The organism is uncultured Aliivibrio sp. (assembly GCF_946479765.1).
In the GTDB taxonomy this organism is placed as follows: Bacteria; Pseudomonadota; Gammaproteobacteria; order Enterobacterales; family Vibrionaceae; genus Aliivibrio.
In genome coordinates, this window is the sequence record NZ_CAMLHO010000023.1 from 16,956 (window position 1) to 41,390 (window position 24,435).

General features: G+C 39.1%; 15 protein-coding genes and 3 pseudogenes. 5 read left to right on the forward strand and 13 right to left on the reverse strand.

Going from position 1 to position 24,435, the window contains the following annotated elements; translation table 11 throughout:
- The first annotated feature begins 149 nt into the window (after positions 1-149).
- Positions 150-2,141, forward strand: coding sequence for a methyl-accepting chemotaxis protein (locus Q1K78_RS10300; protein WP_300177842.1), 1,992 nt, complete (start codon positions 150-152; stop codon positions 2,139-2,141).
- A 107-nt stretch (positions 2,142-2,248) separates the two neighbouring features.
- Here the strand turns inward: Q1K78_RS10300 and Q1K78_RS10305 are convergent, their stop codons facing one another.
- Both Q1K78_RS10305 and Q1K78_RS10310 read right to left on the reverse strand, forming a co-directional pair.
- Positions 2,249-3,631, reverse strand: coding sequence for an alpha-amylase family glycosyl hydrolase (locus tag Q1K78_RS10305; RefSeq protein WP_300177845.1), 1,383 nt, complete (start codon positions 3,629-3,631; stop codon positions 2,249-2,251).
- A gap of 162 nt (positions 3,632-3,793) precedes the next feature.
- Entirely contained in the window at positions 3,794-4,267 is a 474-nt protein-coding gene (locus tag Q1K78_RS10310) for an NYN domain-containing protein (RefSeq protein ID WP_300177848.1), read from the reverse strand.
- A gap of 94 nt (positions 4,268-4,361) precedes the next feature.
- Here Q1K78_RS10310 and Q1K78_RS10315 point away from each other — a divergent pair, with 94 nt between their 5' ends.
- Together Q1K78_RS10315 and Q1K78_RS10320 are read left to right on the forward strand one after the other, a co-directional pair.
- A complete protein-coding gene (locus Q1K78_RS10315; protein WP_045101852.1) occupies positions 4,362-4,820 on the forward strand; it encodes an RNA methyltransferase in 459 nt (152 codons plus the stop codon).
- Positions 4,821-4,854: 34 nt separating this feature from the next.
- Positions 4,855-5,832, forward strand: coding sequence for a phosphotransferase (locus Q1K78_RS10320; RefSeq protein ID WP_300177856.1), 978 nt, complete (start codon positions 4,855-4,857; stop codon positions 5,830-5,832).
- 203 nt (positions 5,833-6,035) lie between these two features.
- Here Q1K78_RS10320 and Q1K78_RS10325 read toward each other — a convergent pair whose 3' ends face one another.
- The 7 genes and pseudogenes from Q1K78_RS10325 to Q1K78_RS10355 form a co-directional block, all read right to left on the reverse strand.
- The gene (locus Q1K78_RS10325; RefSeq protein ID WP_300177859.1) at positions 6,036-8,837 is read right to left on the reverse strand and encodes an SIR2 family protein; all 2,802 of its coding nucleotides are present in this window, start codon (positions 8,835-8,837) and stop codon (positions 6,036-6,038) included.
- A 597-nt stretch (positions 8,838-9,434) separates the two neighbouring features.
- Positions 9,435-9,899 (reverse strand): ASCH domain-containing protein, encoded by a 465-nt coding sequence (locus tag Q1K78_RS10330; RefSeq protein WP_300177862.1) that lies wholly within the window; start codon positions 9,897-9,899, stop codon positions 9,435-9,437.
- A gap of 71 nt (positions 9,900-9,970) precedes the next feature.
- Positions 9,971-11,509 (reverse strand): annotated as a pseudogene (locus tag Q1K78_RS10335) (BCCT family transporter); the annotation flags it as partial.
- Between the two features lie 131 nt (positions 11,510-11,640).
- Positions 11,641-12,084, reverse strand: a pseudogene (locus Q1K78_RS10340) (AraC family transcriptional regulator); the annotation flags it as partial.
- A 52-nt stretch (positions 12,085-12,136) separates the two neighbouring features.
- Positions 12,137-12,958, reverse strand: a pseudogene (locus Q1K78_RS10345) (GNAT family N-acetyltransferase).
- A 281-nt stretch (positions 12,959-13,239) separates the two neighbouring features.
- A complete protein-coding gene (locus Q1K78_RS10350) occupies positions 13,240-13,614 on the reverse strand; it encodes a hypothetical protein (RefSeq protein ID WP_300177865.1) in 375 nt (124 codons plus the stop codon).
- 121 nt (positions 13,615-13,735) lie between these two features.
- Positions 13,736-15,772, reverse strand: a complete 2,037-nt coding sequence (locus tag Q1K78_RS10355) for a prolyl oligopeptidase family serine peptidase (protein ID WP_300177868.1) — start codon at positions 15,770-15,772, stop codon at positions 13,736-13,738.
- A 447-nt stretch (positions 15,773-16,219) separates the two neighbouring features.
- Between Q1K78_RS10355 and Q1K78_RS10360 the strand changes: the two genes are divergently transcribed.
- A complete protein-coding gene (locus tag Q1K78_RS10360) occupies positions 16,220-18,172 on the forward strand; it encodes a BCCT family transporter (protein ID WP_300177871.1) in 1,953 nt (650 codons plus the stop codon).
- 54 nt (positions 18,173-18,226) lie between these two features.
- Here Q1K78_RS10360 and Q1K78_RS10365 read toward each other — a convergent pair whose 3' ends face one another.
- From Q1K78_RS10365 to murQ, 4 genes are all read right to left on the reverse strand, one after another.
- Complete coding sequence (locus Q1K78_RS10365; protein WP_300177874.1) at positions 18,227-18,955, reverse strand: sulfite exporter TauE/SafE family protein; 729 nt, start codon at positions 18,953-18,955, stop codon at positions 18,227-18,229.
- 93 nt (positions 18,956-19,048) lie between these two features.
- Positions 19,049-19,588 carry a YaeQ family protein gene (locus tag Q1K78_RS10370; RefSeq protein ID WP_300177876.1) on the reverse strand — a complete coding sequence of 180 codons (540 nt, stop codon included), beginning with the start codon at positions 19,586-19,588 and terminating at the stop codon, positions 19,049-19,051.
- Between the two features lie 130 nt (positions 19,589-19,718).
- Positions 19,719-22,346 (reverse strand): glycosyl hydrolase family 18 protein, encoded by a 2,628-nt coding sequence (locus Q1K78_RS10375; RefSeq protein WP_300177878.1) that lies wholly within the window; start codon positions 22,344-22,346, stop codon positions 19,719-19,721.
- A 388-nt stretch (positions 22,347-22,734) separates the two neighbouring features.
- Positions 22,735-23,637, reverse strand: coding sequence for an N-acetylmuramic acid 6-phosphate etherase (murQ, locus tag Q1K78_RS10380; protein ID WP_300177880.1), 903 nt, complete (start codon positions 23,635-23,637; stop codon positions 22,735-22,737).
- Between the two features lie 451 nt (positions 23,638-24,088).
- Between murQ and Q1K78_RS10385 the strand changes: the two genes are divergently transcribed.
- Positions 24,089-24,406, forward strand: a complete 318-nt coding sequence (locus Q1K78_RS10385; RefSeq protein WP_300177883.1) for a hypothetical protein — start codon at positions 24,089-24,091, stop codon at positions 24,404-24,406.
- Positions 24,407-24,435: the final 29 nt, after the last annotated feature.

Here is a 24,435-nt window from a genome sequence, read left to right on the forward strand (position 1 = left end):
TTTTTATTATTAATTTTATAAACAGACTCGCAATTTTATCCTCAAAATAATCATATCATGAATGTTCACTGTCACTATATTAAGACTTGCGCAACTAATCGACTCATTACCCTAGTCTTAATTCAATTTATACTATAGAGAGATAGAACATGAACAGTTCGGTAGTACGTCGGATGTATGCAGGATTTTCACTTATCGTGATCTTGTTTATTACGACCGTCATTCTAATGCTCAACGGAACGAGTAATATCCATAATCAAATGAAATCAGTCTCTTCAGACTCTTTGCCTTTAGTTAGCCTATCTAATGAAACCAGCGTTTCTCTACTGGCTGCTGACAAATCATTTAAAGACTTTCTAACCACCCGTGACGCTGCTCAAATGCAGCAATCAAGAGCGCAATTTAGTGCTGCTGAAGAAACCTTTAATGCCACTTTCACTCGTTTAGTTAACGTAGCAGAACAAAAAAACACTGGGGCTCAACAACGATCTGAACTCGTTGTTATTCAACAAGCCTATTTCAACGAAGCAAGAGTGGCGATGAATAATTACCAAGCATTGCTACTTGCCGAGGATGCAAAACAAAAATCTATCCGTAACTTTCAGCGTCTTTATACCGAGCTTAGCGTACGCATGAAAGAGTATGTGAACGACCAAGAAAGCATTGCGGTTAAAATGATAGCAAAAAGCTATTTTGTAAAATTGGAAGATGCCGAGCTAATCACCTCTGACGCATTAGCAAGCAATGACGTTGAGTTTGTAAAAAAAGCAGTGAATCAAAACAAAAAAGCCGTCGCTCATTTGAATTACGCTTATCGCGGCCTTATTAATCAACTTCCACAATTAAAAGAAATATTTGATAAATCAGTCAATCAATTCAGCTTAGAGGTTGGTAAAAAAGAAGGGATTTTAAATACCCACTTTGCCTACTTAAATGCCAAAGACACGCTGTATAACAATATATCTAATCTTGCTCAGCAAATTGACAGTGCTCTAGCTTTACTAACCTCGTTTAATAAATTAGCAAACCAAGATCTACAGCAATCGTTGCAAGTGGCTGATGATATTTATCAGCAGAGTTTCTATAAAGCCGTGATTCTGGGTATTGTGGTTTCATTACTTTCTACCTTTATTGGTTATCACCTTGCCTCATCAGTACGCACTCCATTAAAAAATATGTTACGTATTTTAGAGTCATTAACCTCTGGCGACATGACCCAACGAATTGAAACTAAAAACAATACGGAGTTCAGCCGAGTTTCTCGTCACATCAACACCTTGGCAGACAACCTACAAAAATTGTTACTGCAATTAAGTGCGGCCTCTGATGAGTTAACCACAGTCGCTCAAAATAACAGTTCAACCGCAGAAAAAGCCAAACAACAACTGCTTAATCAACGAGAAAAAACCACTAGCGTTGCGGCCGCGATGACTCAAATGGAACATTCGGTTGTAGAAGTTGCCTCAAGCTCAGAAAGTTCTCTATTAAAAGTACAAGAAGTTGAAGCCGCTTCAGAGCATGGTCAACAGGTTATGCAAAGTAACTTACAAACGATTGAACAGTTATCAAGCCGCCTTGATGAGTCAGTACAAGCGGTGGGTAATTTACAGAAAGTCAGCAGTGAAATTGGATCTATCTTGGATGTGATCAATAAAATTGCAGAGCAAACCAATCTATTAGCGTTAAATGCGGCGATTGAAGCGGCTCGTGCTGGTGAGCAAGGTCGAGGCTTTGCGGTGGTTGCCGATGAAGTACGTATTCTTGCTCAGCGTACTGCAAAATCAACGTCAGAAATTGAAGTCATGATAGCGAACCTTCAATCAAGCTCTAAAACCACCACAACCGTCATTGAAAGTTGTGTTGTGGATATGCAACAAAGCGTTACGCAAACCAACGAAGCCAATAATGCGATGGTGATGATCCAAAGCTTAATTGATGAGATAAGCCACATGAGCAACCATATATCTCAAGCAGCCAACGAACAAAGTGCAACCACCACAGAGATTGCACGCAGTTTAGAGGACATCAGCCACATTGCAGAAGAGAACCAAACCGCAATGAATGATATCGCTAATGTCAGCTCTACATTGAATGAATTAGCACACCAACAAAGTGATATCGTGCATCAGTTTAAAGTTTAGATTCTAAAAAACACCAAACTAAAAACGCAAAAAAGGTGGATAATGTATCCACCTTTTTTATATTCGCTTAAGCGCTTTTTTATACCGTTTCATCTTTTGGTATTACATTAGCGTGAAAATAACATGTAGGAATTCGCAGGGATAAAGAATCGAAGATTACCTTGCTGAGGGGCGTAATAACTATTAGAGGTATTCTCTAACCACACCACATCCGATCTCACCGCAAGATTTACCTCGATATTATGGTCTGATTTATTTAATGCTACCAAACCACTCTCACCTCTTGCAAATACTAAGTGATCATCACTGGCCTCTACCACTCGTTGCTCTTGCCCATACATTTGGTTATGAAATGCCATTAGCGTAATCATACGAGCGCTTTTCCACTCTTCTTTCCAACGCGGTTGATTTTGCTTATTTTTAATCCCACTGGTTTCAAGCTCTGAATACACTAATGGTATTCCGCCCTCTCGACCAAATAGGTAAGCATAAGCAAGCCATTCATTCGACTCACTCATGACTAAATCTTTGAACACATCGTTATTTGGAATATCGTGAGTAATGGCAAACGTAATTGCGCGCAGTGGAGACAGTGCCATGCCGTAGCAATAAGGATCAATTAATGACTTAAACGAGCCTTTGTTTTCTAAGGCCTGATACAAAGAATTAAACAAGGGGAAATCATACGCTCCCAATGTCGTGCCTTGCAGATAAGGATTCAAAAACGTCTCATATTCTTCTTTTGTCGCCCCACCATCAGTAATGATCTCACCAAAAATATGTACGTCTTTGGTTATTTCCTCATCCCACACTTTATTTAAGTGTTCAAGCGTCATGTGTTTTGCCGCATCAATACGAAAGCCTTTCACACCAATCTGTTTTAACGCCTTTAGGTATGAACGCTGTTGCTCAATAACATGATCATTATCGGTTAACGTTGGTAACCCCGGATCATGAGGTCCACCTGAAATGCGGCCATTCTGAACTTCCCACTTATCGTTCCAATTTTCGATCCCAAAGGCTTCGACAAAATCTGATTCAGAAAACAGTGGCTCAGATAAATCACCAAATAATTTTAATGCTTCATACTTTTCTGGATCACGGGCGTAATCTTCTCTATCCCACTGATTTGGGTATTCAAGATCCGCTCTAATATCCGATTCATTGGCCATGTGATTAAACACCACATCAACATAAACCCAGATGCTTAGTTCAGCTAATCGCTCAACCATGCGTTTAAAATCAAGCGTGTTGCCAAGAGGATTATCAATCAGACGGTAATCTTGTGGTTGATATCTCTGCCACCACTTTGAACCAGAAGGTAAGCTTAATGATTTCATTGCAGGCGACACCAACACTGAGCGATACCCTAAACTGGCAATCAATTCGGCTTGCTCTGTGATGTAGTCATAATTCCAATCAAAAGCATGTAGGATGACATTACTCATCGCAGGAACTTCAACTGAATGCCATTGTGTTTGCTGATCCATTATTTTTTATCCATTACATAACATCATTCAATTATAAAAAGTTCCTATTTACCTTCCCTCCTCCCTAACTCTATAAAATCCAGTAGGAGCTCTAAGGCGTAGACGAGGAGTATAAGCAGTACTTCATAACGATACCGTCAAGAATACTAAGATTAACTTATTCTATAATAACAAGTTATCTTCAATTGGAATAAAGCGATCAGCTGCTTCGATAAGAGAATTAGCGGTTAAATTCTGCACGCCATACACTTCAACTTCTTTATTAAAACGTGACTGAATTCGCTTAACGAGTAAGTCAAAATCGCCATCACCCGACAAAATAACCACAATATCCGCCTGCTCAGCCATCTCTATCGCATCAAGAGCAATACCTACATCCCAATCGCCTTTTGCTGAACCATCACGACGCTGAATAAAAGGTTTTAGCTTCACATCAAAACCAATACCACGAAGGATATTATGAAATTGCTTCTGTTTATCATCACTACGCGCAATGGCATAAGCATTAGCACCGACGACGGTACGACCATCGGTTACTTTTGCCCATAATGCGTTGTAATCAAAATGACGTTGGTAGACATCACGCGTGGTGTAGTAAATGTTTTGCACATCAACAAGAATTGCAACCGTTTTCATATTTCACCTTCCTAGGAAATTATCCAATGAGTCTATATGAATCCCTTTAATTTAGGTATACTTCGCGCAAATTTTGTATTGGAAAAACGGTAAAATGACTAAAGGCTATTCTTGTATTGGATTGGTAAACCCAAAAACACCTGAAAACGTAGGCTCGGTAATGCGAGCGGCAGGCTGCTATAATGTAAACTCTGTTTTTTACACAGGTAAACGTTACGATATCGCAAAGCAGTTTTGTACGGATACAAAAAGCCAGCATCTTAACGTTCCATTGATCGGCGTTGAAGATCTAAAAGACATCATTCCTTTAGATTGCGTGCCTGTTGCGGTTGACCTTATTGAAGGCGCAAAACCTCTGCCAGATTACAAGCACCCACCACGTGCGTTTTACATTTTTGGCCCAGAAGACGGTACATTGAAGAAAGAGATCACTGATTTCTGCCGTGAGACTATTTATGTTCCGACCAATGGCTGCATGAACTTAGCCGCTGCTGTGAACGTGATCATGTATGATCGCATGGCAAAAGGCGAAAACTTCTCAAACCATAAATAATCTACGTTAAACTAGATGAATAAAGGAACTCGACATGTTTGATTTATCACGTATTTCGGGTTTCGAAAACGCATCAATTACCCAAACCGATACCCTACAAACCTTGTGGGGCGGTTATGGGGAATTGGTGCGTTTGCATTTAACCCAAGCACCCACCTCTTCTATCATCATTAAACAGATCACCTTACCCAAGCCTAAAGTGCACCCTAGAGGTTGGAATACAGATTTATCACACCAACGTAAACTCGACTCATACCAAGTGGAACTCAATTGGTATCAAACTTACGCCAATGCGGTTTCTACCCATTGTCCTGTGCCGCGCTGTTTATACGTAGAGCAACGTGATAACGAGTTAATCTTAGTATTAGAAGATTTAGCGACCTGCGGATTTCCAATCGTAAAAACTGGACCATTACAAACCAGCGCCTCAATAAACGAAACCAAAGCCTGCTTAACCTGGCTTGCGACCTTTCATGCAGCCCACCTTAATGTTGAGCCTGTTGGCTTATGGCAAACAGGTACTTATTGGCATTTAGATACGCGCCCTGATGAGCTTGAAGCCTTAACTGATTTACCATTAAAGCAAACCGCAGTTAAGATTGATGAAACACTTAAAAACAGCCGCTATCAAACCTTGGTACATGGTGATGCTAAGTTAGCGAACTTCTGTTTTTCTAAAGATGGTAATCAAGTAGCTGCGGTTGATTTCCAATACGTAGGAAAAGGCTGCGGCATGAAGGATGTGATCTTATTTATCAGCAGTGCGGTTATGCCAGAACAATGTGCAGAGCTTGAGAATGAATTATTAGATCATTACTTTAGCCAACTTAAAACCGCCCTACTGCGTTTAGGCCACACCGAAGCAAGTAACGATATTGAACAAGAGTGGCGACCACTGTTCAGTGTTGCTTGGGCTGATTTTCAACGCTTTGTAAAAGGCTGGAGCCCAGAGCATTGGAAGATTAATGGGTATACGGAAGAGCTTAAAGAAAGAGCTTTGAGGGTTTTGTAGGGAAAAGAAAAGGTCGCAAATGAGCGACCTTTTTTGTGTGGTTGGAGTTACTAAATTGTTTTTGAGTAAAAGTATGTTAGATCCTTATCTTTATCTCGGTATGTAGGCATTAAACAAAATATAATAATTTTCATATATTCTGTCACTAAACCTAGACAACCGCGATGATCTAAGGGTTAACTCATCTCTATTTCTGCGCATATTCAAATTGATGAAAAGTTTGGGCGGTGTTTATACTGTTCAATTAGAACGCCTAACTCTTTGTTTAGCCCTTCTAATATATCAATTTCTTTCTCACCAATTAAATATTGAGTTAAGTTTTTGAGTGAATATAACTGTGATGAAAACATTTTCCCATCACGAAACTGTTCCAAATACTCATCTAACTTCGTAACAGCCTCTGCCTCAAAATCTTTAAAGCCCACTGCGACTGACCAAAGTTCAAATTCCCAATCATCTATACCCTTTGTTTTAGGCTGAGAGATTACGACCTTAATAAACCCTTTAATGGTATTTCTAACATTAGAATTCGAAATATTAAAAATACTGTAAAGCAAAGATCTCGAAAATTTACGTTGCTCTTCTGGCTTGTAATTTTTAAGTTCCGAGATCAGCCGACGGACTCGAGCTTCATCAATGTATTCGCCTTTTACAACCCCAATATAATCGTATAAATTGTTTATGGAACCATTGAGTATCGCATGCTGGTCCCAACCATGAGCTGTTTTGGAAGTGATTTTGTCAATTAAGGTGTTTAACATCTGTATCAAAACGTCAGTTTCGATCTCCCGTTCAAATAAATTGTGTTGGTGTGCTAAAAATTCGTTTATTGCCTCATAAGTTCCGATTGTTGTTGAACTACTAGTAATTATTCGGGAAAATTCACTCATAACTTTTGAAATATGAGTATCACTCAAGTCAATAAATGCAAGTAATCTCACGCAGTTTTCAAATTTACTTTCATGACCGTCCAACGAATTTTGATCTTTTATTAACCGATCTGTTAAGTTTGTCAAAATAGTAGAAGTAATCCATTCTGAACACTCATCACTAGCATTTAGACGAAGTTGATTAGAATCCTCATTTTTAGAAAAAACACTAAGCTCTGATTGTAGCTCTTTTGATGAGTAGAATTGGATAGCTGAGTAAAATTCATATTGATTGAGTTTTACTACCTCTTTGACTGATTGACGGAGTATTGAAATCTTAACGAAATCTCTCATGACGGCTTTGTATGGGGCATACTGATCAATCATTATGTGATTTTTCAATGCAAACATTAGCAAATTAATGTGTGTGGAAGTGGGTTCATCTGCGTTGCTGTTAAAACTAATTCCCCCAGTTTTTATACTTTCAACGGCTCTTGTAAGTTCAAGTATCTTTTTTGTACACGAATTTGCTTTTTGATGAACAGAATGCAAGGCCAAAAAATCATACAGAATTTGATTCTTTTTTATCTCTGATCTTGGAAATTTAAAAAATTCATCTTGAAGATCCACTTCGACTTCCTTTTCAAACTCGTTTCTATTTTCCGTAGTAAAAGAGTACTTTAGCTTCCATAAAATCGAGTTTTTATTAAATAATGCGATCAGTAACATTGAGTATATTTTGTGCCTTTTACAAGCAAGAATTAGTTCAGAATTTTTCTTAAATGCTAATTTATCTTCTCCATATTTATAACCCTCGTAAGATTCTGATGACAGAGCCTTTATAAAATCATTACTTTTGCATTCATATTCTGAAAAAGATATGTGCTTTCGATCTTCTTTTTCTAGGTTTTGAGTTGAATCGATTTTCTCGTTTACAAAGTACATAACTTTACTATCATCATCGTTGGGTAAAATAATACCTTTAATATGAGCTAGAGCTAAGATGGAAAGGATATCTGTAAGTTTTGAGTTTCTTCGATAAAACTTCTCTTTTTCACTTTCACAAGACAAGTCTATACGAGATAGAATCTCCAAGAATTTTTCGTGAAGAGATCTGCTGATGTCATTATTGTCTGTAGTCAGGACTTCTTTAGGCCTGAATAGCTCTAATATATTTAAGCCATCATCATCGTAACGAAATCCACAGTTTGTTATCGCTACTCGTATTTGCTCATGAGTTATTGAATTTAGCTGTTTTAGGTGCTTTATACGCTCATATATAAAGCCAATAACTTCCTGCTCATCGTTCGGGTCTACTGCTCTATCATTTTGAATTATTGACGTTAAAAAAGATTGTGTTAGTGCTGACCTTTTTTCTAAATACTGAATTTCATCAATTGAATAGCTTTCGCTATCTAGCACTAATGTGGTAATCCCATGGCTTCTCAAGTAGCTTTCTTGGGGCTTGTCTGTTTTAAAATTCACCAAATACATCGGAGGAGCTGAACTGGAATGACTTTGTACCCATTTCATTATGTGTTTAAGATTAATATCGTTATAGGAATATCCTAAAAACAGAACTGTATGTGTTGAAAATATAGACTTGATGTAGTTTTCTATTAGCGGAAAATTCCTTGAATAATCGAGGTAATCAGCTTCTTTAAAAACTATATTGTGATTTTTGAAATCACCATGAATTTTAATAAATTTATTCGGGCTAGTTGAACTGACTAAGTCCTTGTCCGTGCATATCGTATCATATAGATAGCCTTCCTGTTCAATTGCATTTTCAATGATACTGTCCCAGTTAGTAGTTATTATTACACGAGGGCTTACCTTCAAAATCGTGCGATGTAAACTCGATGGAGTAATATCTTCAGGGAAATATTTCTTCAATGTTTGGTTGTATGTCTGCTCTCCAAACTCAAGATAATATAGTTGAGCTAGCTTTAAATAATCTAGATCTTCCGTTATCGATAAATCTGACTTTAGTTCAGTGATTAGATCATTCCACGAAGGCAGGCTTATATAATCAGTATCAGAGCTTTTGGAGATACCTGCACCGACAAATATAGCTAATCTATCATCTTCATTAGCTTGCTTTATGTTTTTAATATGAACATTGTGCGAGTACATTCTTAAATTCCTTTACTTCATAATCATTAATTAAAATCAGAGTAAACCTTAATGTCTGATTGGCTCGAAAACTGTTACTCATGCGATACCGTGTAGTAGTTTTTTCTTAACCGATAAATGTGTACTAGTTGGACTATCTTATATTCTAAGTACAGGCAGTCATATCAACCATCAGATTTTAAAGTATTTTTCATAATAAACAAAATACATTACGCACAATAAAACAACAAATACCCATGATTTGTTTATTACAAACACCGACTAATATTGCTGGATATAAAACAGCCAAAATAGAACTGCTTATATCGATGCACTAGGCTCTCGAATCACTTACGATAAGGAAAACTAGCACTAATAGGACGTGAGCGAGCTTTATTCCAATATGTAAAATGGCTAATTCTAAAATTATTTAATGAATTACAACAAATATTTAGAATAAAAAATACACACAAATGTTGAGGCTATGAATGATATAAATATGACATCAAAACCTAAATAAAAAACCTGCTGTTCAACGAACCCATTTAGTAAATCCTCATGACGATATATTAACAGTATAAAGTATCAAAGTAGAAAAAATGGTTTGAAGAATATTATTTACTGATACACCACATGAAATCGCTCTAATACAAGAACCATTTCCTCATGGGGCTGAATATTCAATTCTGTGCATTCAGCTGAAAAGAAACGCCAGTGAGCTTTACGCCACCATGCTAAAGAACGGTCACCCTCACCTTCTGCATAAGCAAACTCAGCGGTAACTTCGTTATATTTACAAGTTTCAATTGAATCAATTTCAATAATACAAATGGGATTACCATTCCAATCAACAACAACTTGTAAATGCCCTACTGTTGGCATTGGCTCTTCGCCAGATTCATACCAAACATTAAGGCTACACGTTGCCGTTTTTTGACCAACTCGAATTAATTCTGCACATAAATTAGCATTATGTTCATCGCCACAAAAATAGTCAGAACTGAATGATTGATACTTTGTACGCTCTGTTTGAGTAAGTGAGTTTAGATATGCATCTAAATACGTTTGAGATTGTGCTTCCATGACATCCTCTTAACTCTCTAGCACGAAGTACCAGAGAGTTTTATTATAAAACTAACGACAAACTGACCTAATTAGTTTACTCGCTTAGTGGCTGCCTTTGGCTTTTCAACTTCCGTCAATAACCCTTTAAGTAGACTTACACTGCCTAACAAGAGAATAATCGTAAACGGCATTGCGGCAATAATGGTAATTGATTGCAGAGATTCAATAGATTGAGTACCACCAATCCACAACATAACCATTGCGATAACACCAGAGATAACCGCCCAAACTACTTTCTGTTTAACGGGTACTTCTAACTTACCACCGGCGGTCATGCCATCAATAACAATAGAGCCTGAGTCCAACGTTGTCACAAAGAAAACGATAATCAGTGCCACGGCAATAAAGGATAGAATATCCCCGAATGGGTAAGCGTCTAACATATGGAACAAGCTTAGAGAAACATCGCTAATACCTTGTTGAGCGCCCAATAATCCGACTTTATCGATAACTTGTTGAATAGCCACACCGCCGAAGATAGACATCCACGCCGTGGTTACCATTGTCGGAATAAGCATTACGCAAAGAAGGAATTCGCGAACGGTGCGTCCTCTAGAGATACGAGCAACAAACATACCAAAGAAAGGGGCATACGCAACCCACCACGCCCAATAGAACACAGTCCAACCGTGCAGCCACGCTGTATCTTCACGACCCGAGGTTTGACTCAATGGAATAATATTTTTCACATAACCCGTTAGAGCCGTAACCAAAGAATCCAATACGGTCGTGAAATTCAAAACAGCAATAAGACCAAGGAAGACAAACGCAATAACCATATTCAGGTTACTAAGAAACTTAACGCCACCATCCATACCACGGAGAACAGAAATGATCGCCAGACCCATGATCAATACGATAACGGCTTGTTGAAGATAGATGTTATTGTCTATTCCGAAAACATGGCTGATACCACTAGCCGCTTGTGTGCCCCCTAAACCAAGGGAAGTCGCTAGGCCAAACAAGGTAACCAATACGGTTAAGATATCAATCACATCACCTGTTCGCCCCCAAACTCGATCACCCAATAATGGGTAAAATACCGAGCGCATTGAAAGTGGCAACCCTTTATTGTAAACAAAATAAGCAAGACAAAGTGCTGTCATGCCATAGATAGCCCATGCGTGTAAGCCCCAGTGGAAGACCGTTGCCCCCAGAGCAAGTTCACACCCTGCTTCTGTAAAAGGTTCTACATTAAGCGGGGTTCCAAACCAGTTGGTAAAGAACGCGGTTGGCTCTGCAACACCCCAGAAGATAAGCCCAATACCCATACCGGCAGCGAATAACATCGAGATCCAAGAGGCTTTAGAATAATCTGGTTTCGCGTCGTCACCACCTAAGCGAATTTTACCCAAAGGCGAAAATGCTAAAATAATGGCAAAGATTAATAAGATGTTAGCGCCCCACATAAAGAGGAAGTCAAAATTTGACAACACAGAACCTTTAAGTGAATCAATGGCTGCTTTTGCGTCTGCGGGAGGTAATGCGAGAAGAGTGATAATGAAGAGAAGAGATAAGCCGACTGAGGCTACAAAAACGGTGTTGTGGACATCCATGCCCCATTTACTATTTGATTGAGTAGCGGGACCATGTCAATAAACATGATAGAAATCAACACCATAGGTGATTAATTGCTCTTTTTCTCAATCCCAAGTGTCGTATTGCAACACAAAAGAGGTAGTAATTGGTGATGAGAGCGTTACTGAATGTTTTGGTTTGAATTCACGCCACCATAAATATCAATCGCCAAATCACGCTCTTTTTCGTAGATTTTAGGAGTAAAACCTAACTGTTTCTTTAGATAGTGGATCAAATGAGGTTGATCACTAAAGCCGAACTTAAAGGCGATATCAACCCAATCAAGCTCTGCTGAGTCTCGTTGATACACATATTCCAACATCTCTTCCAAACGATTCATTGATTGACACTGTTTAAGAGTTAATCCCGTAACACGTTGAAAGCTTCTTTCAAGTGTGCGTTGCGAGCAATATAACTGTTCACCTAATTCTGAAATTGGTGAGGAACTAAGATACTTCAGTGCTTTATTAACCAATTTACTGTGCTGATCTTCGGTACACTTTTCTAACCACGGTATCAATAAAGCATCTAACTGCTCACAACATTGCTCAGGGTTACTTCGCGCAGTATCAATCTAAGCCCCCCCTTTACTCGATATAAGCAAGGGGGAAGTAGTTTTAGTCGCGGTCAAACTCAATCTGAACAATGCGATTTTGCGCAACTAACCCTGCACGTTTAATGGCTTTTTGCGCACCAAGATTACTGCTTTCTGTAGAGCAGATTGGAATTAGGCCACGTTCATTTGCAGAGGCAACTAAGAATTGAAGAACTTGAGTTGCAATACCTTTACCACGCTGAGATTGTGCGACAATCATACCTAAGTCTGCATACTCGGTTTGGAACTCGTCAAACAAGCGACACTCACCCGTTGCCAGTAACTCACCTTCGCTCCAGTAACCAAACAGCTCTTTACGGTTGACTAAGTTGCCATAATATCCGGTTAATCATTGCTCTGGCGCGCCGATATTCGTTGCTGCAAATTCAACAAAAGTGCTCAGTTGCTCAGGCTCTGCTAACTTGAGTTCAAGCTCACCTTCTTTATTATCAATGCTGCGCTTGATTTGTTGATACATCAGCGCGTTCACTTTAGATGCTGACGAATTATCCAGACAAAGCGACAAATACTGAGGTTCCGCAGTGCTAACGAATGCGCCTTTTACGTCACCTATCACTGTACTATTTTGCTCAGCAATAAGAGTAAATAATTCTTTTGCGTCTGTCTTCGCGTCAATAGCAAGATAAAATTGCAATAGGTAGCCTTCGTCATTGACACAGCAAAATCCAACTAATGTTTCTTGCTCATAAAAACCGAAATGCGCAGACATAGGTGCAAATCCAAAGTGCCACATACCATCAAGTGGTGCGGTAGCTTGAGCAAAGTACGCTTGCTTTAGGTGACTAATTTCTTCTAAAGATTCGATTGGTTTAATCTCTAACATCGCTTTTTACCTTCTTTATATTGATAAGAGTGAAAGTCGAAATTCATTTCCTAAGAAGCGTCTCGCTTTCGATGTACAAATATTAACGAATATGCCAAAGCTAAGATTGAACAAAAACGACAGTTTCTAATCAAGTACATAAAATTATTTTTACTGAGCTAGCGGAACAACATTAAGTTTAATCAATAAACTCTATCTGATATAAACAAAAAAACAGAATGAAGCTTGATGCTCACTCTGCTTTTTTATTACTGTTTTTATAATTAGAGCTAATTTAACTCTTAATCAATAGCACAATCAGTACAGCTTTGTAGTACGATTTCGTGTTCAAAGGCTACGGTATCGTTACCTTCTTCCGGTAGCTCTGCTATTTCATCCGCTACTTCTTTCTCATCTTCTGCTTTAACTTGATCTACTAGTTGTTCTTCTGAATAACCGTAGAAATTCAGCAATAAATAATCACGAGCTTCGTCTTTAGTGCACGTAACGTTCACCGAAATTTCTGACTCAACGCTGTCTTGAGCAATAATCGCCGTCATTTGTACTACGACATCGTCTTTCATTGCAGCGGTTAACCAACCAAGATCAGTGTTTACTTTGGTTTTTTTACAGCGAAAACAAGGCAGTTGATGAAAGTAATATTGAAAATCAGTCATGGGTAATTTCTCTTTAAGTGTTGTATAGCAAGATTATGCGCGTTTTTTATCAAAATACTATCGCAAGTACAACTAACAATAACTATTGCGCCAAAATATACAATGATTTGACGAGTTAGTATTACTCAAACGGATCCACCTTCATATTGCTCAATGTAAAGGCATACACATCGGCCATTAAATCAATCGATTTAGATATTGGCATTCCGGCACCATGTCCTGCATTCACATCAATACGGATCAATACTGGGTTCTCGCCTGTTTGCTTCTTTTGTAACTCAGCGATGAACTTATAAGAGTGTGCCGGAACAACGCGATCATCATGATCAGCGGTAGTCACTAATGTCGCAGGGTATTCAACGCCCTCTTTTACGTTATGCACTGGCGAGTAGTTTAGTAGATAGTTAAACATCTCTTCACTTTGTGCTGAGGTGCCAAAGTCGTACGCCCAACCTTCTCCAGAAGTAAAGGTGTGATAACGAAGCATATCCAATACGCCCACCGCAGGTAATGCGACTTTAAATAACTCAGGTCGCTGAGTCATACACGCGCCCACTAATAAGCCACCGTTTGAACCACCACGAATTGCAAGATGCTCTGGACCCGTGTAACCAGATTCAATCAACTGTTCTGCGGCTGCAATAAAGTCATCAAACACATTCTGTTTTTTCTGCTGTGTTCCGGCATTGTGCCACGCTTTACCATACTCACCACCCCCACGAATATTTGGGACCGCATATACTCCGCCTAACTCTAACCAACTGGCCATCACTCCACTAAAGCTCGGCGTTAGGCTGACATTAAAGCCACCGTAACCATAAAGAATCGTTGGGTTTTTACCATCTAAGACTATCCCTTTTTTATGCGAGATAATCATCGGAATTCGAGTGCCATCTTTTGAGGTGTAGAACATTTGAGTTGACTCAAACTTCGCACTCTCAAACGGCGATGCAGAAGACAAATACAGCTCTGTATGACCCGTTTTAGCATCAAATTGATAAATCGTCGGTGGTGTTACGTAATTGGTAAAGGTAAAGAACAGATCAGTTTGCTCTCGTTTACCTGAAAAGCCAGTGACTTGCCCCTCTCCCGGTAGTTCGATCTCTCTTAGTAAATTGCCTGAGAAGTCATATTGTTTCACTTGGCTTAACACATCAACCATATAGCTTGCGAACAAGGTTCCACCGCCAACGCTTATCTCAAGTGGTTGTGGTTGCTCTGGGATAATATCCTTCCAGTCACAGGTTACTGCGTTATAAGAAACCACTTTACCGTTTGGTGCATCTAAGTTAGTAAACATTAATAACTGAGAATCTTCGTTTTCAATCACATACGTGTCTGAATCGGTATGAGCTAACACGGTAATTCGTGTTGGATTATTAATGCCTAATCGTTCGATAAACAGCTTATTACCCGATGTTGATGTTGCCGCCGTAATAACCAAATACGCATCGTCTTCTGTTGTATAGCCACTAACATAACGATGCTTCTCTTCTTCAGTCGCACCAAATACCAAGGTATCTTCCGCTTGCGGTTTTCCTATTTCGTGAAAATAGAGTTTATGTTGATCCGTTCTTGCTGATAACTCACTGCCTGTCGGTTTATCATAACTAGAATAGTAAAAGCCTTTAGATCCTAACCATGAGATATCGGTGAATTTCGCATCTACAATCGGTGCTTCAATTTGTTCTTTGGTTTCTGTATTTAATACGAAGATCTTACGCCAATCACTGCCCGCTTCTGATATCGAATACGCCACCAGTGATGCGTCTTTAGAAAAGCTTACCGAGCCTAATGATGTTGTTCCCTCTTCAGAGAAGGTATTTGGATCAAGAAAGACTTCGATTTCTCCGTCTTCTTTTGAGCGATACAATACGCTTTGGTTTTGTAAGCCGTCATTCTGATAAAAGTAGGTGTAGTCACCACGCTTAAATGGTTGTGAGGTCTTTTTGTAATCTTGGCCTGTCGCAATTAACTCACGAATATTATCGCGAAAATCAATATGAGAAAGGGCATCAAACGTGACTTTATTTTGATCTGTTACCCAAGCTTCTGTTTCAGCGCTGCTATCGTCTTCTAACCAGCGATATGGGTCAGCGATGTTATGAGAAAAGTACTGGTCAACCGTTGAGTCTTGCTTTGTTAAAGGATAAATCATGGTACATCCCTATTTATAATTAGTTATCTATTTGTAGAATACGCTCATTAAAAATAAGAATGCAACTGTTTGATTGTTTAAGGCTAGTTATTGATGCCTAGAGTATTAAAGTTCAGCCGTATGGTGATTAATTAAAGCTTTTGATAACTTTAGAATATTTATTAAACAGCTAATTTTTCTGGTTACATCTTTGTGATATCTTGATCACATTTTTTATAAATTAAAGCAGTAAGTTTGTCGACAGATTGCTTAATTAGCACTATTTTATCTTCAATCCAGACTAATCGTAATTTGGATAATTTTCGAGCGTTATATTACTTACAAAAAACCGTCCGCATACACTATTTATACTCAACTAATTAAAGTTAAACCCGTCTTATCTCATCAGTACGGGGAGTTATTGGTGCGCGCACTTAATTAAATCTGTTTTTATTACGGACAATAAAAATGAAAAAGCACTTCGAACTTATCGATAAACCCACATTTTTCGGCGCACTATTATTGCTTTGTACCGTTGTTATTCCCTTGCTGGTATTTCCAGTTGAGGGCGCTAAATGGATAGCTGTTGCTAAAACATTTATGACCGACAAACTAGGCTTTGCTTATTTAGGTCTAGGTTTAGCGGCATTTTTCTTCATGATCTATATCGTTTTCTCTGATATCGGCCAGATCAAACTGGGTGACCCAGATGAAAAACCTGAATTTGCACTGGCATCTTGGGCGGCAATGCTATTTTGTGGCGGTATCGGTGCTAGTATCTTGTACTGGGGCACTATTGAGTGGGCATACTACTATCAAAACCCACCGTTTCAGCTAGAAGCGGGCAGTGAAGAAGCGGTACGTTGGGCAGCCACTTATGGCCTGTTCCACTGGGGCCCAATTGCTTGGTGTATCTATATGATCCCTGCAATTCCAATTGCTTACTTCTTCTATGTACGTAAACAGCCAGTACTAAAAGTATCTGCTGCTTTAATGCCTGTTATTGGCGAAGCAAACAGCTTTGGTAAATTAGGTAAAGTCATTGATGTATTGTTTATCTTTGGTTTGTTGGGCGGCGCAGCAACGACCTTAGGTTTAGCAGCACCACTGATTAACGAAGGTATTAGCTACCTATTTGGCATTCCAACAACAACGGGTAGCCAAATTTTAGTATTGATGGTATGTACCGCTATCTTTGCTTACTCGTCGTACATGGGCATGGACAAAGGCATTAAGATTTTAAGTAATATTAACTTCTGGGGTGCGTTAGGTTTATTACTGTTTGTATTAGTTTGTGGTCCAACAATTTTTATGTTGGAGACAGGTTTAGATTCAATTGGTCGTATGTTATCTAACTTTTTTATCATGGCGACTTGGGCTGAACCTTTTGGTGGTATGGGTACCTTTGAAGATACTCACTTCCCACAAGATTGGACCATTTTCTACTGGGCATGGTGGTTAGTATTTGCACCAAGCATGGGTCTATTTGTTGCTCGTATTTCACGCGGTAGAACGATTAAGCAAATGGTATCTGGTGCCGTATTCTTCGGCTCTCTAGGCTGTTCAATGTACTTCATCATTCTAGGTAACTACGGTTTATCTCTGCAATTATCGGGTGAGTTAGATGTGGTGAGTATTCTAAATACAGAAGGGCCCACTCGCGCAATCTTCTCTATTTTAGAAACACTGCCATTTAGTACCTTCGTCATCGCTGTATTTACCTTGTTGTGCGTAATTTTCACCGCAACAACATTTGACTCTATCTCTTATATTTTAGCGTCAGTGGTACAAACAAACGTGACTGAAGAACCAATGCGTTGGAACCGTCTGTTCTGGGCTTTCACTTTATCATTTATGCCATCGGCGTTGATGTTTATGGGCGGCTTGGCAACATTACAAACAGCGGCAATTGTTGGTGGTTTACCACTATTGGTTATCGCAGTTATGCTAATGATCTCTGGTGTAAAAGCAGCAATGCTAGACTTATCACACCAAGATGATTACGTGGATCCTGTGATCAACATTTCTGACTTACCAGATGTTGATCCTTGGAGCAAAGAAGGCCAAGCATTGGCTCGTTTTGAACAACTACGTGATAACGCAATTGAAGCAGCCGATCTTGAGCGTGAAGCGAACGATGCTATTTGGATGCTGAAAAAACAATTACGTAAAGAAGCATTAGCACGTGGTGAATCAAGCGTTGATTTAGGCGATGCACCTGATGAAATCATTGAAAAGTTACGCCAATTAACGGATGACTCGATGTCAGCTAAAGAAGCGAAACTAGCGGCATCTGAGCTTGCTCAAGAAGCGCGTGTTTCCTTTGATACATTAATGCGTCAAAAGGCCGAAGACGAAGCTTTACAAGCAAATGAAGATGTTAAACTGGCGATTAAAACAAGATTGAATTCACCAAGCTAATTTATCTTTGTGGTTAATACCTGCTACGAATTCGCAGGTATTAACCCTTTTCTTCTACCTCAACGCTAATACTATCGCTGCTACACCAGACATTGAACACATCACCAAAGAAACTTTTCGAATTGTCTCTTTATCTATTCTGTCCACTACTTTCATCGCAACTAAATAGCCAATATATGAAGCAGGCAATAACGGTAAAGTAATATATAAGTGCGGTAAGCTCATATAACCTGCGGGAACTTGCACCGCTAGCGATATCAGACTGCTCACGACAAAGAACGCGGATAAATTAGCTCGAATTAAATTGGCCTCTTGATGCTGCAATAACAACGCCATTGGCGGACCTCCAATACCAGAACTCGTCCCGAACAAACCAGAGAAGAACCCTGCAATTGTCATTCTTGAGTTATTTGGCTCGATACGAAATGGCAATAAACTCACAACAACAGCAAGTAGTACGACAACGCCAATCCAAAGTGACAGGAGTTTTGCGTCTACATAATAAAGCAACAAACCACCACATATAGAGCCGGGAATTCGGCCTAAGAACGCATACCCTAGCCCACGAAAAGAGACATTTGCTTTGTATTTATAGGCGTTGATAATAGATAGAAACAAACCGACTATGACAATAGGTGCAGGTACGTAACTCGGAGAGATTAAGAATAGTAATGGCGCGGTAACAATAGCCAAACCAAAGCCAATTGCACTTTGTACAAATGAGCCAATAAAAATCAGGATCATTGCCAACAGCAAACCGAGATCCATTAGGGGGAATTCCATAAAAATGCCTTCTGTTATGCGGAACAACAGAAGGCATTATGAACTAGATTTCACAAAGGAAATAGCAGTATTACACTCTTTACCCTTTTCAGCTTACTCAACTGATTGCAAGGTTTCCCATGTGACTTCACAGTCACCTTTCGCTGCTGAAATAAACGCTGAATCACCCGTGATCATCACTGACATTTCCATCGTTCTTTCTAACAATGCCGAAAATGAGTGAATTTGCACCGAATCAAAACGAACCACATCTACAGGGTATTGTTTGTATTTGCTTTCGTTCTGCTTCCACCACACTTCAGATTTTGAGTTAAAGCTATACACCTTGGTGACTTTAGACTGACGTGATGCTTTTTTCATGCGCTCAGGATCAGGTTCACCGGCATCAATCCAAAGAGAGATCGTATCATCGTATTCACGAACCCAAATATCAGGCTCATCAATCGCAGACAATCCTTTCGTAAACGTTAGGCGCTCTTCTGCATTCAAACAAAATGCCAATACACGAGCCATCATACGCTCTTCACTTTCTGATGGATGCTGAGCGATGGTTAAGTTGATTGAATCATAATGATCACGATTCAAATCAGTTAACGCGACACGAAATTTGTAGATGGTTGGTTTGATAGCCACTGGCTTTCCTAACTATTGAGAATTGAGGGCATTGTACGCTATTCCTGTTGGTTAGCCAGGCATAAAAAAGCCAGCAATTTCTTGCTGGCTTTTCATTTACTATACAGAATACTGCATTAATTATTTAGGCTTATTTACAGATAGCTTCGCCAACATTAATCCATACTGAATCAACGCCTGGCTCATTACCTTGTGTCCACCATTTTGCTTCCCAGCGGCTGCCTTTATGGTCAACTTGTGCGGCACCAGAGTAAGCTACAGTTGGGTTCCAACCTAGGTTTGCTTCAGAGATTAGTTCCCATGCTTCAACACCTGGAGCTGGCTCAACGGCTTGCACCCACCATTTTGCTTTATAAACAAGACCGTTATGGCTTATTGTTTCAGTCGTGTATACGTTCGCTGCGTTCCATGCTGGGTAATTACCTGCGTTTGGATCTGTAGCTGAACACTGACCATTGTCACCTTCGTTACCTTCGTTACCATCTTCTTTTTTAGCTTCCACGGTTACACGAGTGGTTGCTGATGCATCTAGGTTACCGTCAGTTACTGTTACCGTGATGTCTGCTACCGTTTCAGTTTCTAACTCAGGAGCTTTAAGAGTTAGAGATGCTGTACCCATGCCGCTTACTACCGTAAATGCATTTGTATTTACCCATGAATAAATTAACGCATCATTTTCTGGGTCAATCGCTTGTGCGTTCAGTGTGAACTGAGCACCTGCTTTCACGTTTAGTGTTGTTGGTAATGTTACCGTTGGTGCTTGGTTTTCTTTCGGTGCATCGTTAGTAATGATCACGATGTCTTTTGCAGATAAACCCTTCTCATCAGTAACGATTAGTTCAAATGTGTAGCTTGTTTTTTCTTCTACTTCAGGAACAATACCTTCAGCTTTTGCTGATGTTGCATTAGTTAATGCAACCTTGTTGCCTGCTGTTTGAGTCCAAGAATAAGTTAGCTCATCACGCTCAGGATCGTAAGATGATGTACCATCAAGAACTACTGATTTTTCACCCGTTACCGCTTGGTCACGACCAGCATTAGCAATTGGTGCTTTATTTTCAGGTTCAACCGGGCCACCCGTGTCGTCACCATGACCTAAACCTTCGTGCATTGCGTTTAATATGTCACCATTATCGGCATCAATTTCCCAAGAGAAAATACCAGCAAGACCTAGTTGGTTAACATAGTTACCTTTTGCTTTTACAGAGCGAGCATCATCATAAGTGATTAAATCACCTGTTGCTGCTTTAAATAGGTAAGGAGCTTCTGCTTTCTCGTCATAACCATATTCCCAGCCTGCGCCCATGTGGTTATTTGCGATGTCACGGTAATCAAGAACACCGTCTTCCCACGTACCTTTAATTGGGCCCGTTGCAGTACCTGCAAATGGATTACCAGGTTGCGTACCTGTTACGCCAGCCCAACCACGACCATAAGCAGCAACACCAACAACCATTTTACTTGGTTCAACACCTTGCGCTAGCATTAGATCAACACCACGAGACGTGTAGTAACGTGTTTCGTCTTTCATGCTTGACTCATGTAATGCTGTTTGGTGGTTAAGATTGTTATTATCAAAAGCACCGTAAAAATCGTAGCTCATCAAGAAGATGTTATCTAAATATTGCTGTGCTTCTTTATAATCTACCGCTTCAATTTTATCATCACCTACACTGATTGCAGACGTTAAATCATAAGTACGACCAGTTTCAGCTTCTAATTCATCTAACATTACACGTAGATCTTTTAAGATAGCAATATAGATATCACTGTCTTTTTCTTTGTCACCTAAGTTAGGGTTTGCACCGCCGCCACCAGGGAATTCAAAGTCGATATCAACACCATCAAAGAATTTCCAAGTTAATAAGTACTCTTTAACCGAAGCTACAAATGTCGCACGTTTTGCAGTATCGCCCATTAAGAAGAATGGGTCAGATAGCGTCCAGCCACCAATAGATGGTAGGATTTTAAGATCAGGCTGAGCACGCTTTAGTGCCATTAGCTGACCAAAGTTACCTTTATAGGCTTGAGAATACGCTTCTACGCCTTTTTGAGGTTTTTGAATTGCAGCCCATGGGTCATGGATTGCAACTTCAAAATCTTTACGACCTTTACATGCATTTTGTAAAGCACCGAAGCTACCACTGATTGTTTTTAAACTGTCATTGATACCATCACCACCACACATTGGAACAAAGCCATAAAGAATGTGAGTTAAGTTATCTGCTGGCAGTTGATCTACGTTGTATTTACGATCGTAAACACCCCATTCAACAAAATAAGAACCTACAATTTTACCGGTCGTATTTTCATAAGGTTTATTATTTTCTAAATAACCAGTTTCTAGTGGTGCTAGGTGGCTACCATCTGTATCAGCAACTACGATTTCTTTTGAATCTGAAACGGTACAGCCATCAGCATTACATAACTCAAGCGTCATATTGTAAATGCCGCCTTTGCTAATTGGGAATGATGCTGTATTTTTTGAACCAGCACCTTCCCATACAAGATCATTATTCATGAAGATACGCGCTGTTTCAGCCACATCGCCAGACCACACACTCCACGAAATGTCGATATCGACAGAATCACGACGTGCTTTTACTAATTCATTATATGCAATAGCACTTGGATCTACATCAACCAATGCGTATTTGTGATCAGCCCAATCAAATGATGGCTTTCCAGGTGCAGAAGCTTGTGCTTGTGTTGCTAATAGCCCGCCAATAAGGCCAGCTAATAATGTTAGTTTTTTCATTAGGTTATCTCTAGGTCTATTCAATTCAATTGCCTGCATAATACAAAGTCTTAAATTTGATACCAATGAGTTTTTTTTATCCTTACGATTAGCCCTATCGATCGTCACATTTACGGCGTTGATTATTTGACGAAATATCAATAAATAACATAGTTATTTTAAATAAAGATATTATTTCTTTTTTAAAGTGATTTATTCTTTCACAAACAAAGTCGAGAATTCCATATCAAGCAAAATTTCACCTACAATCCAATAAATCGCCATTATTCACATTTTGGGAGGAGTATCACAGCACAGCAATAAATCATCTGGTAGGGCCAGGGAGCTAAATGCCTCGTTATGATGGTAATAAGGCATAGAGGTACTAATTTGAACTTAAATATACTCTTTATGAATTTGAAAGGGCATCACGAATGAAGCCGTTATGCTTGGTCAGTTTCTCTGTTGCACTTTTTGCATCGAGTCCTGATAGCACCATAAGAATCGCGGTTTTACAGTGGTTATTACATTGAGATAGCGCTTCTGAAGCTTCGCTTTCTAAACAGCCTGTCGCTTCAATAACTATATTCTTTTGTCTTTGTACTAATTTGGCGTTGGTTGCTTCTACATCAACCATCAAGTTACCGAATACTTTACCTGTGCGGATCATCGCGCCTGTTGTCAGCATATTAAGCACTAGCTTTTGTGCTGTTCCGGCTTTCATACGAGAAGAACCCGTTACTACTTCAGGGCCAACCACTGGAGTCATGTTGATGTCTGCCAGTTCAGTCATTGGACTGTTTGGATTACAGCTTAATGTAGCGACTGTCGCACCAACCGATTTTGCGTATTCCATTGCACCTAGAACGTAAGGTGTGCGACCGCTTGCTGCAATACCCACTACTACATCTTTCTCATTTAACCCTAAATCTTGCAGATCAGAAGCACCAAGCTCTCGGTTGTCTTCTGCATTTTCGACAGCTTTTAAAATCGCTTTATGGCCGCCTGCAATTAAGCCAACCACTAAGTCAGGGTTTGAACCATAAGTCGGAGGACACTCACTCGCATCTAAAATACCTAAACGACCAGAAGTACCAGCACCGGTATAAATCAAACGCCCACCAGATTGAAATGCTTCAGCAATCGCATCCACTGCCTCTGCAATTTGAGGAAGAATAGCTTCTACCGCTAACGCTACTTTTTGATCTTCTTTATTGATTACCGTCAGCATATCCATCGTTGATAACACATCAATTTGCTCACTGGCTTGATTACGACTTTCTGTTACTAACGTAGTTAAATCAATTTTCATAATTTGGTTCTCTTTGAAAAAGATAAATTCACGATAATATTAAATCGTTCAAACAAAGAGATAAACCAATTTAATTTAAAATTCATAAAGAATAACCAGGTTATTATACGGGCTTGTTGCAAAAAATTTAATATAGGTTCAAAATACCTTCTTTCTCACGAATTCTAGCAACCCAATTCCTTAGGCGTTGCTTGAGATATTACGATGTAGATAACCAACCTAAAACATGAAATCGTAATACGAAAGATCCGTATTAATGAATTGATTATTTAATATTGACGTTATTTACTAATAATAATGAGTCAATGTTAGGACTTATTTACCAACTCATATTATTTGCAACGATCCCTTAAATAGTATAAATTATAATTGTCTTGGTGATAAAAATATCAATTGCATAATTTCAAGTCTGATGTTTTTAGGTTAAATTTTCTAAAGAAGATATGTAATTATGAATAAATTATTAATATTGTTATTATTAATCGCATCCGTCGAAGAGGCGAATAGTAAAGTTTTACCACACTCAGAATCCTATAGAGTACAGGCATTTTCTTCCCTCTCTGAGCCTCAAAAGGAATACAAGAAGTGCAGTTCTTACATACTAAGCTTATATAAAATAGATATGGTTTATTATGTGGTTAGCGATTTAACAACATACGGTAATGCAATTGATATTGTTAATTTCCTAAATATTGAATGTAATCTAACATCTTGGATTAGACCTTTATCTATGGAAATGTCATTTGATGCTAAACATAAAATTAATTAAACACCCCATCTTCGATTCAAAGCACTAAA